Origin of the sequence: Methanosaeta sp. UBA458, from assembly GCF_002496085.1 — an archaeon.
In the GTDB taxonomy this organism is placed as follows: Archaea; Halobacteriota; Methanosarcinia; order Methanotrichales; family Methanotrichaceae; genus Methanothrix; species Methanothrix soehngenii.
On record NZ_DAIK01000027.1, the window covers coordinates 30,249 to 43,436 of the forward strand.

The following is a 13,188-nucleotide window of genomic DNA, read 5'->3' on the forward strand; positions in this document are numbered from 1 at the left end:
AATGGCCAGCTCAGGGTGTCACTATTGCAGAGAAGGGCGTCCAGGCGAACATCAGGATCAGCGATACAGCGAGGCCGAAGATGATCAGGGTCTCAGGCAGAAGCATGAGGAAAAGACCCTTACCCAGGAATCCAGGCTCCTCAGCCACTACACCAACCACAGCCGCTCCGATACCCTGCTCACCAACACCTGCACCGATGCCTGCTAATCCAGTAGCGAGGCCAGCGCCGACAGCTATCAATCCATACAGTATTCCCGCATCTGCTACAACTACCATTTTCCTCAATCCTCCTTTTTATGAATATTACAATCTGTGCTCATATTTCTAATTTCAAAGATCGCTTTCATGCCTTCAAGAACCTCCGGACATGTCCGAAGGGGCTATACTCCACTCCACCACCATGCGCGCTGTAGAATTTGGTGAACATCTCCACATAATGCAACCTGAGAGGATGCATGAAGGGAGAGAGAATTCCCAGCAGAATGTTGATGAAATGCACTGCTACCAATACCATTATGCCTACGATGATCGCAAGTATCGAGAAATCGGCACTGTTAGTCGCTCCACCGCTCAACATGGGCATTATGACATAGAACGATAGCTGGTTGGCAGCATATGCCAGACCTACCGAAGCCAAGCCAATGGCCAGAAGCCTAAGGTAGGATATCAGGTTGCTCACATAGGATGGCACGTGTGCCAGACCCATGGCGCCTTCCGGACCCATGACCATCATCACTATGGATAATACGATCACTGCGGCACCGATGTACACCATGATCATCTGTCCCATGACCAATCCAAGAAGCGCCACGGCGAAGAACACCTGGAAGAGCATCACAGGAAGCCGCTCGAAATAGGCATGCCTCTTCTCGCCATAGTTCAACTCCGTCTTGATTCCCAGAATGGATCCCACAGAACAATGGATCACGCCGATGAACAGACTCACGCCGATCAAAAGCAGAACAGCATTCGTTGCCAATCTATATAACGGGAAGATCCCCAACGGGCCAAGCCTTCCCAGCGGGCCGAAAGTTCCTTCGCCGAAGAACAAGCCCATCTCCTGAAGCTCAATCATCTCATGATGAGATAGCATTCCTACCATATAGTTCCACAGGCCAAGGGGCCCGAAGATCTCACCGTAGAATATGCCGAATATGACTGACCATACTCCCGCAATCATGACGATGTTGATCAGCTGCTGCCACCCTTCTGTCCTGAATCTCTTCTTTAGCAGAGTCAGAATCAGCAGGATCACAATGCCATAGCCTACGTCTCCCAGGATCATGCCGAACATGATCGGGAAGAAGACGAATATAAGCAGCGATGGATCGAACTCCTTGTACTCCGGAATGGCGAATAGCCTGGTGATCAACTCATATGGCTTGACAATGCTTGGATTGTCCATCTTGGTTGGAACGTCTTCGCCGCCTTTGACAAGGTCATCGGCCTCTTTGTCGGCTATCAATTGGACGTCCAGCTTTCCTCCAGCAGCACTCTCCAACTCGCTCTTCAGCCGGCCGTACTGATCGCTAGGAACCCAGCCGTCTATCACAAAGGCGTTGTCCGTCTCTGCGAACCTGAGAGGAGACTCAGTCTTGCTGACCTGCATCGACAGATACTCATCCGTCGCCAGCATCAGATCTTCATATTGCTTCTTCACATCGACAAGCTTCTTATGGAGAGGCGCTAGCTCGCCTTCCAGAGATTTTATGCTGCCATTGAGTGAAGCAATAGCTGAATCAACACTGCCTTCGAGCTTGGGAACGGACATCTCAGAGAAACCGTGCTCGGAAAGGACCGCAGATACCTCGCTGGCCTTTTCTGCAGGCACAAATACTGCCACATAAGTCGCATTCTTGGCGGTGCCGGTAAAGATCTCATTTACTGGAGAGACCCGGGCTACATCTGCATCCACAGGCGTAACAGCAGTGCCTACGAATGTCGCCAGAGAATCATAACCATGATAAGCTTCCAGGGGCAACGGCAATATGGATAACGGAGTTAAAGCCCTGATCTGATCCTGCTTGGACTTGATCTCTGCTTCTATAGCAACGATCCTCTCGTAGGTGGCAGTGACATCGCCCCCCACGTTATTGAGAAGATTGTCCATCTCGGATAGAACCTGTGACTCAGGATATGTCTTCTCAGGCGCCTTGTTCTTTATATCAAGGTACCTGGTGACCGATCTGAGCTTAATGAGGTTCTCAGAGTACTCCCTGGCTTTGCCTATGGGCTTTCCCAATGCAAATTCAGGCTGGTTGCCATTGTAATTCACAATGTGCAATAAGCGCAACTCATGCAGCTTTTCTACTACTGGAGATATTACGTCCTTTGACCCGGCTACGACCACACGACTCATATTAACGGGCCTAAGCATGTAACGACCCCATAAACTCCTTTAGCAAATATTCAACTGCTTTGTCCAGCTTGGCACTGGCGCTGCCGCTCATTGAGGCGACGTTTTTATCGCCACTCTGGATGATTGACTGCTTCTTTGCCTTTACATCGCTCTCTGCTTTGGCAACGCTCTTGTCATAGTAGTCCTGTGCATCAATCTCGGCGGATTTGACGAGGTTCATTGCTTCGGTAGTGGCAGCGGCTATTTTTTTCTCCTTCTCCTCCAGAGCCTGCTGGACTGCAGCCCTGGATTGGGCCTCTGCCGATTTGATTTTCGATAAGATTTCGTCTCTAGCCATCTGATCCCTCTACATATTCCCTCACTACACCACTCCTGTTTTTCAAACAGCGCTACATCACTTTTGGCTCGTGATAAACGCTCTTTTGCATCCTCATCTACCAATATAAACTCTTCGGTTTTGGTTTGAAGAGAGGAGGGGCCATTGCCTCATCGCTTAACATCCCCAAAATTTCAGAGCAACTTCCAGCTCTTTGTGGTCTTTTGCATATTCTTTTAAGTCAATATGCTTTAACCAGGCCTCTGTCGCCTGCACCATTGCCCGCGCTCCAGCGGTGGTACCATCCGGATGGCCGTGGACGCCGCCCCTTGCCTGGACGATGCAGTCTATGCCATAGCCATCCAGGTTCCCGTGGACCTTTGCTGGATAGATCCCGCCCGAGGCCACGGGGAAGAACCTCTTATAGCTACCCATTCCTCTCGCAGAGCGTCGCGGCACAGGTCGTTCTCCTCCCTCTCAAGAGACATCTTGCCCATGCAGCTTCCGGTATGCAGGTTAGTGCCTCCCACCATGCGCACCAGCTTGGCTATGACCAGCATGGAGATGCCGTGGCTCTTGTCCCTGGCAGAGGCGCCGTGCAAGGTTCTGTGCACATGTATGGGGACGTTCAGGTTCTGGGAAAGGGGCTCAAGGGAGGAGAAGCCTGCGGTGAGGACATCGATCATGACCATATTGGCCCCATGGTCCACTGCTTCTTCCGCCCGCTCCAGGATTCTGTCCGCCCCAGCGGTGACACTTACTGCATAGAAGGCCTTCTTGCCCGTCTCCTTCTCCACCCGGCCCAGAGCGGACATGACCGCCTCCAGCCTGGGAATAAGGGGGCAAAAGCCCTGATCGGTGAGGGCCTCGTCGTCCTTGACCAGGCCCATCCTGGGCTTGACGATGGTGCCGACGAGGGGCTGGTCGTAGACGCCCAGAATCCTTCATGCATCCTCTATCCCGAACCGGGGACCCTTATGCGCCCGGATTATGCTCTGAGGAAAGATGACATCCTGCAGGCGCACCTTCTTGAGGTTTCCTGCCACCACCGAGAGGTACTGGGGGACGTTTCCCGGCTCGAAGAGATCATCGGGAAATGCGATCTCGACCTCACTGCCCTGAACGGATATCACCCGCGCGGCCAACGGATTGTCCTGGCCCCGCACATCGGTCCAGTTGCCGGTCGGCTGCTCGGCAGCAATGGCCTCCGCCGCCTTTTAGATGGGAAGGTCGGTTTCAACATGATATTTTGCAGCAAGTTCCATTACCGCTCCTGGCATCAATCATAGCCACCCATCAGACCGAGCAAGATCGTTCGCTATTAATAGCATTAGGCTTCATTGGCCGACTCCGCAGATAGATATCTCTGGCAAATACAAGTACTTCTGCAAAGATACCGAGAATTTGCGATTCACATTCATCAAAAAACGGCAATTAGAGAATCGATAATACATTTTTTTCAGTATGGGGCAACATCTTTATTATCGAGGAAAAACTTGCAGACTGCTAAAAGATATCGAGGAGAATCCATGGTTGACGGCATAAATAATCATACTCGATTTATCGTTGATCTGAGGCGGCACATGTGGATGAGTGGCATCGAGGTGGAACTGCGGCGGCTCATCTGGCAGATTGCTGTTGTTGGCAAGTATATCTCTGCAAAGATCCACGAATCAAACCGAAAGCTGGCCGGCTTCAAAAACGTTTATGGCGAGGACCAACTGGCGCTGGACCGCATCTCCGACGACATATTGAAAAATATGCTGCGGAACTCCGGATTTGTCCGCGAGTATGCCTCCGAGGAGCAGGAGGATATCATCACCATCGGTCAAGGGCAGGAACAGTATATTGTCACCGCTGATCCAGTGGACGGCTCTTCCCTGGTGGATACCAATCTGGCCATTGGGACGATCATCGGCATCCACAGAAATTCAATATTCGACTGCGGCAAAAATTCGATGGTCGCCGCTCTTTATATCACCTACGGCCCGCTCATCACCATGATCTACTCTGCAGGAAAGGGCGTGCATGAGTTCGTATTGGATCGCGAAGGAGAGTATGTCCTGTCCGAGGAGAATATCAGGCTCAATGAGAGAGGATCCATCTTTTCCCCTGGCGGTCTGCGCAAAGACTGGACGGACAGCCATCATAGGTATATCGATAAGCTGGAGGCAGATGGCTACAAGCTGCGCTATAGCGGTGGTTTCGTCCCCGATATTAATCAGGTCATCATCAAGAGGGGAGGGTTGTTCACCTATCCGGCACTGAAAAAATCGCCTCAGGGAAAGCTGCGGTTGCTGTTTGAGCTTCAGCCCATGGCCTTTATTGTGGAGCAGGCAGGAGGCATGGCAACTGATGGGAAAGACGATATACTATCCCTCAAAGTGAATTCAGTTAATCAGCGCTCGCCCATCTATATCGGTTCGAGGACGGAAGTGACCATGGCGAGAGAATTCCTGTCGCAGTAAATGAGTTATAATTAACATATAAATAATAAATACATTAGAGGGAAAGGTGCAGCAATGATTTACCAGAATGAAGATCAGCTGAAAAGGGGATGCGAATCCATACTCACCTGTCAAGAGGGTGATGTTCGCGTCCTGAATGAGCCCAGTTTTAGAGAAAAGCTAATCGATGATTTGATCTATACTGCCGTCTTCAGCCCCGACCCGGCTATTCAAGAAGCAGCGGCATATCTGATTCGTCGGGGCGCTGCCAGTATGGGAATTTTGCCTGCATCGATCCAATCCCTGTATGAGGCCATGGGCAGAAAAGAGGTCAGCGGGTTTACCGTTCCAGCGATAAATATCCGGGGCATCACTTACCACGTGGCGCAAGCGGTATTCAGGGCGTCAATGAAAGGCAATGTTGGTCCGGTCATTTTCGAAATCGCCCGTTCGGAGATAGGCTATACCAAGCAAAGGCCGCGGGAGTATGCCTGTGCCGTATTGGCGGCAGCGATCAAATCCGGATGGCGGGGCCCGGTCTTCCTGCAGGGCGATCATTTTCAGATAAACGCCAAAAAGTTCGCCGCGGACGGGGAAAAGGAGACCCAGTCGGTCAAGGATTTGATCCGGGAAGCCATCCAGGCCGGCTTTTACAATATCGACATCGATACCTCCACCCTGGTTGATCTATCTAAGGCCACCATCAAAGATCAGCAGAGATTGAACTACACCTTGGCGGCGGAGCTGACTGCCTTGATTCGCGATCTGGAGCCGGAAGGCATAACCGTCTCCGTGGGTGGGGAGATCGGTGAGGTTGGCGGCAAAAACAGCACAGTCGAGGAGCTGCAGACATTCATGGACGGCTACCTGGAAGAGCTCAAAAAGCGTGGACCGGCTTTAAAGGGAATCAGCAAGATCAGCGTGCAGACCGGGACGACCCATGGCGGCGTGCCCCTGGCCGACGGCACAGTGGCTAAGGTTAAGATCGATTTTGAGGTGCTGGAGAAGCTCTCGGAGACCGCCCGCGCCGAATACGGCCTCTCAGGGGCGGTTCAGCACGGGGCATCAACCCTTCCAGATGAGGCTTTTGATCGCTTTCCAGCTACCGGAACGGCCGAGATTCACCTGGCGACAGGCTTTCAGAACATAATCTATGATAGCAGGAGCTTCCCTGGCCAGCTGCGGTCTAAGATCTATGATCACCTGCGGGGAGAATTGAAAGGAGAATGGAAGGAAAAGGATACGGAAGAGCAGTTCATCTATAAGACCCGCAAGAAGGGCTTCGGACCGTTCAAGCCTGAGCTGTGGCAGCTGCCGACTGACGTCCGGGATGAGATCTGCGCAGAACTGGAAGGCAAATTCGCCTTTTTATTCGATAAGCTCATGGTTATGGGCACCCGGCCAGTGCTGGATCAATTCATCAAGCCTGCGGATGTGCCGCTGGAAATGCCGAAGATGCTGAAGGGCTAAAAGTTATCAATTAAGCAATGCCGGCATAAATGCGGCTGTGTTGGAGAACATCAGGAATGATCTGGGGAACTCCCAGACGCTCTCTTTTCAGGAGATCCCGCATTATAGATTTTGGTCCACAAAGATTTATGACCATAAAGGCCATAATATATCATATCTATTAGAGATAATAGTGATAAATACGCCGTTCTCCAGGGAGCGTCAGGTGGGATTGATATGACAAAGATAACTATAAGCTTAATAAAAGCCGATGTAGGCGGCTATCCCGGCCACTGTTCGGTCCATCCAGAATTGATCAAGACTGCGGAGGAGAAGCTGGAAGAGGCCAAAAAGTCCGGCTGTCTGGTGGACTACAGGGTTATGGCCTGCGGCGACGATCTGGAGCTGCTCATGAGCCACAGGACGGGCTGCGACTGCGGCGACATCCACGGCCTAGCCTGGGAGACATTCGAGGCAGCCACTGAGACGGCCAAGGGCCTCAAGCTTTATGGCTATGGCCAGGACCTGCTGGCGGACGCCTTCTCCGGAAACATCAAGGGCATGGGTCCAGGGGTTGCGGAGATGGAGATAACCGAGCGCACGGCAGAGCCCATCATCGCTTTTATGATGGACAAGACCGAGCCCGGAGCCTTCAATCTCCCCATCTTCAAGATGTTTGCCGATCCATTCAACACCGCCGGGCTGATAATAGATCCCTCCTTCCATCACGGCTTCACTTTTGAGGTCTGGGATATCCTAGAGCACAAGAAGGTCCTCATGAACTGCCCGGAGGAGATGTACGATATGCTGGCGCTGATCGGTGCCAAGAGCCGATATGTGATCAAGAGAGTCTTTGCCAAGCCCGGCAGCAAGATACCCCAGAGTGAGCCGGTGGCGGTGATCAGCACTGAGAAGCTCTACCAGACCGCCGGCAAGTATGTGGGCAAAGATGATCCCGTGGCCTTAGTGAGGTCGCAGTCCGGCCTGCCCGCGCTGGGCGAGGTGCTCGAGCCCTTCTCCATCGGGCACCTGGTGAGCGGATGGATGCGGGGCAGCCACAACGGGCCACTTATGCCCTGCTCATTTGATACCGCTCATCCCACCAGGTTCGACGGCCCGCCCCGGGTGATAGCCGCCGGATTCCAGCTAGCCGAGGGGAAGTTCGTGGGGCCGGTGGATCTCTTCAATGACCTGGCCTTCGACCGCGTCCGGCAGAGGTGTCTGGAGATCACCGATTACATGAGGGCGCACGGCCCCTTCGAGCCGCACCGGCTGCCCATGGAGGAAATGGAGTATACCACCCTGCCTCATGTAATTGATTGCCTGAGAGATCGGTTCGTGGATACGGAGTAATTTTGTTGGGACACTGCGCATGGGTGTTATCCGCGGAGGAGCATAAAGCCAAATATTTGTAGCTTTATGAATCTGCCATGAACCTTCCAGATGACGACAGGAAACTATTCCTGAAGCTGTACCATCCACTATTGCTTTATGTAAATAACAAACATAAAATTCTGAAGGACTTTCAGAGTCCTGAGGATCTCTTCAAGGAGGCTCTGGAGGACATTGAGAAGCTCAAAGAGAAGCTCTACTCCAAGCCCGATCAGATCGATTCATTTGTGCGGGAGAATCCTCAGGGCTTTTCAGCAGAAGAGCTGGAGATCATATCCAGCTGGCAACATTTCGTGAAAGGCAGATTCTACATCGTCCGATTTCTCAAGGATCATGCAGTCTTCATGAATGAAGGCCGTTCACCCAAGGCTTACGGCGTTAAGGGACTGGCCATGCAGTGGGAGCTGATCGGCAATCTGCCCAGAATCGTCCAAGCCACCCTTCTGCCCTTTAAAGGAAAGATCATCTTCGATGGCTCATTCAGCTGCTACAATATATTTTTCGGTTCAGGGATGAAAAGCAGCATCAACGACAGCTTCCGCCAGGCTAAAGCGAGCTATGGAATTATAACCTCGCTGCCTTTCTCACCCAAGGATGCCGCCCCCAGCGATGCAGAGAGGCTGAGGGCATTTCTGCGGTCCCAGGAGAGCAGAGACATTCACTGGCAGGAGATTGAGGAGCTGCTCAGTAAAAAACCAGAGCTATTGCCCATATACAGCGAGGAGATGGGCAGGGTCCAGGCAAGAAAGTATCGAAAGAAGCTTAAAGATATCGGCATTAACGAAGGCTGGTTTGCCATAATCGAAGGGATAATAATCGCCGGCGGGCAGGATCAAAAGGAGGTGGAAAAAATAGCATATTCACTCCTCCCGGAGGAGAAGAGAAAGCTCGTCCACATATTCCACCTGAAGAGAAAATAGACCCGCTCCTCGAAAGGCCCGAAGCAGCTTTTCACTCTGCCCACCCAATATTTTAGGCAGGAGTAGTTTGCTTTTGCAGCTTCTTTCATCTCACAGGCACTCTACAAATCCGCCGTTCTCTCTGCGCATCTCGCTCACTATCCTCCCGTCAACCAGCCGGAGGATTCGATCGGTTTTCTGAGCCATGCTCATATCATGTGTCACCAGGATGAAGGTCTGTTTTATCTCCCGGTTCAGCTTTCTCAGCAGCTCATAGACCATCTCCGAGCTCTTGGTGTCCAGGTTCCCAGTGGGCTCGTCGCCGATCACGATAGATGGCCTGTTAGCCAGGGCCCGGGCTACAGCCACTCTCTGGCTCTGGCCTCCCGACAGCTCGCTTGGTTTGTGGTTCAGCCGTTCCACGAGCCCCATCTCCCGCAATAGCTCCTCGCTCCTATGGCGAGCTGCTTTTTTGTCTGCCCCGGCAATGAGCTGAGGAATCATGACGTTCTCCAGCGCAGTGAACTCCGGCAAAAGATGGTGATACTGGAAGATGAATCCCAGTTCCTTATTTCGAAGCTGGGACCTCTCCAGGGAGCTGGATTGCGACACTTCCCTGCCCTTCAGCCATATCTCGCCTCCCGATGGCTTATCCAGCAGCCCAAGCATGTTCAGCAGAGTGGACTTGCCGCTGCCGCTGGGACCGGTTATGGAGAGGAACTCCCCCTCCAGGATCGTCAGGTCGACATCGTCCAGAGCCAGCAACTCCACGCCGTTTCCGAAGACCTTTCTCAACTTATTGGCGACGATTATGTTCATGATATCATTCTCCTGAAAATTAACACTAAATTTAAGCCGAGGCTATGGCCTCGACCGGATCCATTCGAGATGCCTTATAGGCAGGATACAGTCCCGCTGCCAGATCCACCATCATGGCAAAAGCTACGGCATAGGCGAAGATCTCGGGGCTTAAGAGGATGCTCATCCTGGAAGCGGCATAGACCTCAGCGGGGATCTCAATCGGAAATGCCTCGATCAGCTTGGCAGCTACATAAGCCAAAAGGCATCCCAGAGCGGCTGATGGAGGACCGAGGATCAGGCTCTCGGCCATAAAGATCTTGATTATAGATCCTCTGTTGGCACCGATGGCCATGAGGATGCCAATTTCTCTGGTCCTGCGGGAGATGGTCATAATCATGGTGTTGACCACGCCAAATCCGGAGATGACGAATATGAGCAGGTAAAAGAGGTAAGTGAAAAACCTCTGTGTATCCAGGAGATTCAGGAGGTTCCGGCTCTTATCCTGCCAGCTCTGGGCCTTATAGAAACTGTCCCGGCTCAACCCGGAAGCAATGGCTGGGGCCTCATAGAGGTCTGATGTTCTAACCCCAATCTCAGAGACCACATCTCCCTCTCCCATCAGCCTCTGAGCAGTCTCCAGGGGAAGGTACACTAGCGACTCATCAGCTCCGGTTCCCGTCCGGATGTAGCCTGCTGGGGTTACCTTTAAAGACACTCCCTTGCGAACCAGGTAAAAACCATCCCCAGGCTTCAGCTTCAGATCTTCTGCCAGCTTGGCTCCAACGATGGCCGAATGCTTCTTGAAAGCCAGATCATTGAAATCGCCCCAGACCAGGTCGCTTTGCACACCCAGGAGAGGATCTTCAAGCAGCGGGTCGATGCCTATGATGGAGACTCCTTTCACCTGTTCTCTGTACTTGGCCGCAGCCATCCCCAAGAGCCTGGGCGAGACCGCCTCAACCCCGGGATAGCCCCAGATCACGCTTGAGAGCGTCTTGTAGAGGTGGATATAGTCTTCACCCTCCTTCGGCTCAACCGTCAGGTAGGGGCTGTTCTCCACCGTGCTGCTGATGATCTCCTCCCTGTAACTCTCCATGAGCCCCATCATAGCTGCTATAACCATCACAGCCAGGGCCACAGCGAGGACGGGGAAGAGCACCATCCTGGGGCTGGCTGTGATATGCCTCCAGGCAATGACGATCTCGAACATCTCTATCCCCTCAGGGACTCTACCGGGTCCAGCTTCGAGGCTATATGTGCAGGATAGATCCCGGCCGCAAGGCTCAGAATCAGCGCTATTAATGAGAGCGTGACCATATCCTGATAGGAGAGGATTACGGGCAGATCGACCATGCCGCCGGTGGGCATCTCGATCTGAAGGCTTCGAAGCCTGATGGCTAAAACGAGGCTCATGGCGCAGCCAAGCAAGGCCCCCATGAGTCCGAGAAGGCCGCTCTCCAGGAGGAAGATCTTCCTGATATGAGAGCTATCAGCCCCTGCTGCCATCAGCATCCCTATCTCCCGTGTCTTTTCAAGGACCAGCATATTCATGATGCTGGCTATTCCGAAGGTGGCGATGACCATGATCAAAAGCAGGGTGATCATGTTAGAGGCCTTCTCATAGGCCAGGCTTTCCACGATTTCAGGATTGGATTCCTGCCATACCTGGACCTCGTACCTATCCGAAGAGATCTGCCCAGCCACGGCTTGGGCCTGGTCGATGTCATTCAGTTTGATATCGATTTGGGTCACTACATTCCCTTCGTTCAAAAACACCTGAGCAGTCTCCAGGGATACGTAGGATGTCTTCTCATCGACGGAGGCATAACCAGTATCGAAGATCCCCGATACTGTGAGGTTGAGGTCCCTGGCATCGGGAAAGTCAGCGTGCACCGTATCTCCCAGCTTCATGTCGAGCTTCTCTGCCAAAGATCTGCCCAGGAGGATCCTTTTACCTCCAATGATGGAGTTCAGGTCTCCCTGCACCATGCTCTCACTTATCTTGCTGATCTTATCGGCCTCGAAAGGCAGAACTCCAAGCATTGCAGCATTTGCGACCTTGTCTTCGTGGGTGAAGGTCGCGGTGGCCGCCAGGACCGGTGAGACCCCTACTACCCCCTCCAGGCCCCAGACGCCATCTATGACATTCTGATAGAGGTTGAGGTAGTTCTCTCCGTCTATGGGCTTGATGATTATATGAGGGAGGCTCTTGAATACTATATCCAGCATGTAATCGGAGAAGCCGTTTTGAACTGCTATGATCAGGAGGGATACGGCCACCGCCATTCCAACAGCTGTTATGGCCAGAGCTGCTTGGCGCTTGCGGTAAGTTATGTGTCTCATGGCCACGAAGATCTCGAATGAAGAGAAGGCCAGCATCTCAGCGCCTCCCGCGGATTACATAAATGATCCCTGCAAAAGCGACCAGGCCAAGCAGGCCTAAGATCATGCTCGAGGATGAGTCTTTGGGCGTTTCTGTCTTGACGGCGGTCAGATTAGTCCTGGCCTTTGCCTCGATCACCCTCTCAGTAAAGTCTATCAGATCTCCTTCTGTACCCAAGAGCTGGATTTTCAGCTGGTATATCCCGGGGTTCAGGGTCTTGTTCCAGGATACTTCAATCGTCTCGTCATCTCCTTTGAGAAGAACGGGGGTCTTCTTCTCCAGAGTAGCGAGGGACCTTTCATCCTGCGCGAGTAGGAACCTCAGGAAACCGTGAAAGGGAGTCATGGATTTCCCCAGAATCGTGGCGCTGGCACCTGTCTCGTCCTCATAAGTGTCGGTAATCCTCGCATCCTACCGGGCCAGAAAGGAGCTCATGAAGGCTCGGGTCTGACCGGTCTCCTTTTCTACGATCTTAACCCGACCCGAGTATTGCTCGTCCCTCACAAGAAGCTGCTTCCAGTCAAAATCGATATTGCGAATGCCGTCTGATATGGAAACGGGGCTTTCGCGAGCGACATATAGGGCTTTTCCATCTTTAATGAGCATGTGATAGATATCCACTATCGCCAGGTCCGGAGAATAGATCAGAAGATGGACCCCGCTGCTGTCTGCTTGATAGTCCCTTACATCGAACTTCACCGGAACCCGCCCACCATGGTGAAAGTCAATGCTCTTCTCTGATAGGAGAGATCCATTCCGGAAAAGCGTCGCCCGGGCGCTGTAGGATCCCTCCGTCGAGGGCATTTTGTCCCATCTCGCTACCCAGGTTCCCGGACCGTCCAGAGCTAGGGTCTTGGACTGCAATACCTTCCCTGAGGAGAAGAGCTCTAGCTTGAGCAGATCGCCCGCTCCTGTTCCAGCAACAGTCACATCGCAGGACTGGAGGTCGGAGTAGAGGTCAACGACCTCCTGGCCTAAAGCTGGCAAAAGGAGAAGGCTTGAAGCCATGAGGAGAAAGAATACACACTTCATGGCCGTTATAGAATCTACCTGGCGGATAATTAGCTTGTGCCGTTCATGTGGGGTACTTTTTATACCTGGTAGAGAATCAAGTCTTTATGAGAAAGGCGACAGTGGAGTT

General features: G+C 52.5%; 13 protein-coding genes and 1 pseudogene. 4 read left to right on the plus strand and 10 right to left on the minus strand.

From position 1 onward, the window contains the following. Window positions 1-10: 10 nt before the first annotated feature. From BP822_RS01760 to BP822_RS01780, 5 genes and pseudogenes are all read right to left on the minus strand, one after another. The gene (locus tag BP822_RS01760; protein WP_013719982.1) at window positions 11-277 is read right to left on the minus strand and encodes an ATP synthase C subunit, lipid-binding protein; all 267 of its coding nucleotides are present in this window, start codon (window positions 275-277) and stop codon (window positions 11-13) included. A 67-nt stretch (window positions 278-344) separates the two neighbouring features. Further along, a complete protein-coding gene (locus tag BP822_RS01765; RefSeq protein WP_273271789.1) occupies window positions 345-2,360 on the minus strand; it encodes a V-type ATP synthase subunit I in 2,016 nt (671 codons plus the stop codon). A 10-nt stretch (window positions 2,361-2,370) separates the two neighbouring features. Then, window positions 2,371-2,697: an ATP synthase archaeal subunit H gene (gene ahaH, locus BP822_RS01770; RefSeq protein ID WP_013719984.1), complete on the minus strand. Its 327-nt coding sequence runs from the start codon at window positions 2,695-2,697 to the stop codon at window positions 2,371-2,373. A 156-nt stretch (window positions 2,698-2,853) separates the two neighbouring features. Beyond that, window positions 2,854-3,566 (minus strand): annotated as a pseudogene (locus BP822_RS01775) (RuBisCO large subunit C-terminal-like domain-containing protein). 54 nt (window positions 3,567-3,620) lie between these two features. Beyond that, complete coding sequence (locus BP822_RS01780; RefSeq protein ID WP_269798798.1) at window positions 3,621-3,842, minus strand: hypothetical protein; 222 nt, start codon at window positions 3,840-3,842, stop codon at window positions 3,621-3,623. A gap of 363 nt (window positions 3,843-4,205) precedes the next feature. On the opposite strand from BP822_RS01780, the gene BP822_RS01785 reads away from it, so the two are divergent. The 4 genes from BP822_RS01785 to BP822_RS01800 all read left to right on the plus strand — a co-directional run bounded on the left by BP822_RS01785 (window position 4,206) and on the right by BP822_RS01800 (window position 8,884). Then, window positions 4,206-5,144 (plus strand): class 1 fructose-bisphosphatase, encoded by a 939-nt coding sequence (locus BP822_RS01785; protein WP_013719985.1) that lies wholly within the window; start codon window positions 4,206-4,208, stop codon window positions 5,142-5,144. Window positions 5,145-5,198: 54 nt separating this feature from the next. Beyond that, window positions 5,199-6,593 carry a class II fructose-bisphosphate aldolase gene (locus tag BP822_RS01790; RefSeq protein ID WP_013719986.1) on the plus strand — a complete coding sequence of 465 codons (1,395 nt, stop codon included), beginning with the start codon at window positions 5,199-5,201 and terminating at the stop codon, window positions 6,591-6,593. Between the two features lie 216 nt (window positions 6,594-6,809). After that, a complete protein-coding gene (gene fbp / locus BP822_RS01795) occupies window positions 6,810-7,925 on the plus strand; it encodes a fructose-1,6-bisphosphate aldolase/phosphatase (protein ID WP_286877583.1) in 1,116 nt (371 codons plus the stop codon). Between the two features lie 77 nt (window positions 7,926-8,002). Continuing rightward, window positions 8,003-8,884 (plus strand): hypothetical protein, encoded by an 882-nt coding sequence (locus BP822_RS01800; protein ID WP_013719988.1) that lies wholly within the window; start codon window positions 8,003-8,005, stop codon window positions 8,882-8,884. Window positions 8,885-8,974: 90 nt separating this feature from the next. On the opposite strand, the gene BP822_RS01805 is transcribed toward BP822_RS01800, so the two are convergent. The 5 genes from BP822_RS01805 to BP822_RS01825 form a co-directional block, all read right to left on the minus strand. Beyond that, entirely contained in the window at window positions 8,975-9,682 is a 708-nt protein-coding gene (locus tag BP822_RS01805) for an ABC transporter ATP-binding protein (protein ID WP_286877584.1), read from the minus strand. Window positions 9,683-9,713: 31 nt separating this feature from the next. Next, window positions 9,714-10,874: an ABC transporter permease gene (locus BP822_RS01810; protein WP_286877585.1), complete on the minus strand. Its 1,161-nt coding sequence runs from the start codon at window positions 10,872-10,874 to the stop codon at window positions 9,714-9,716. Between the two features lie 2 nt (window positions 10,875-10,876). Then, window positions 10,877-12,043, minus strand: coding sequence for an ABC transporter permease (locus BP822_RS01815; RefSeq protein ID WP_276835501.1), 1,167 nt, complete (start codon window positions 12,041-12,043; stop codon window positions 10,877-10,879). A 1-nt stretch (window position 12,044) separates the two neighbouring features. Continuing rightward, complete coding sequence (locus tag BP822_RS01820) at window positions 12,045-12,392, minus strand: hypothetical protein (RefSeq protein ID WP_286877587.1); 348 nt, start codon at window positions 12,390-12,392, stop codon at window positions 12,045-12,047. A gap of 66 nt (window positions 12,393-12,458) precedes the next feature. Next, the gene (locus BP822_RS01825; protein WP_286877588.1) at window positions 12,459-13,079 is read right to left on the minus strand and encodes a hypothetical protein; all 621 of its coding nucleotides are present in this window, start codon (window positions 13,077-13,079) and stop codon (window positions 12,459-12,461) included. Window positions 13,080-13,188: the final 109 nt, after the last annotated feature.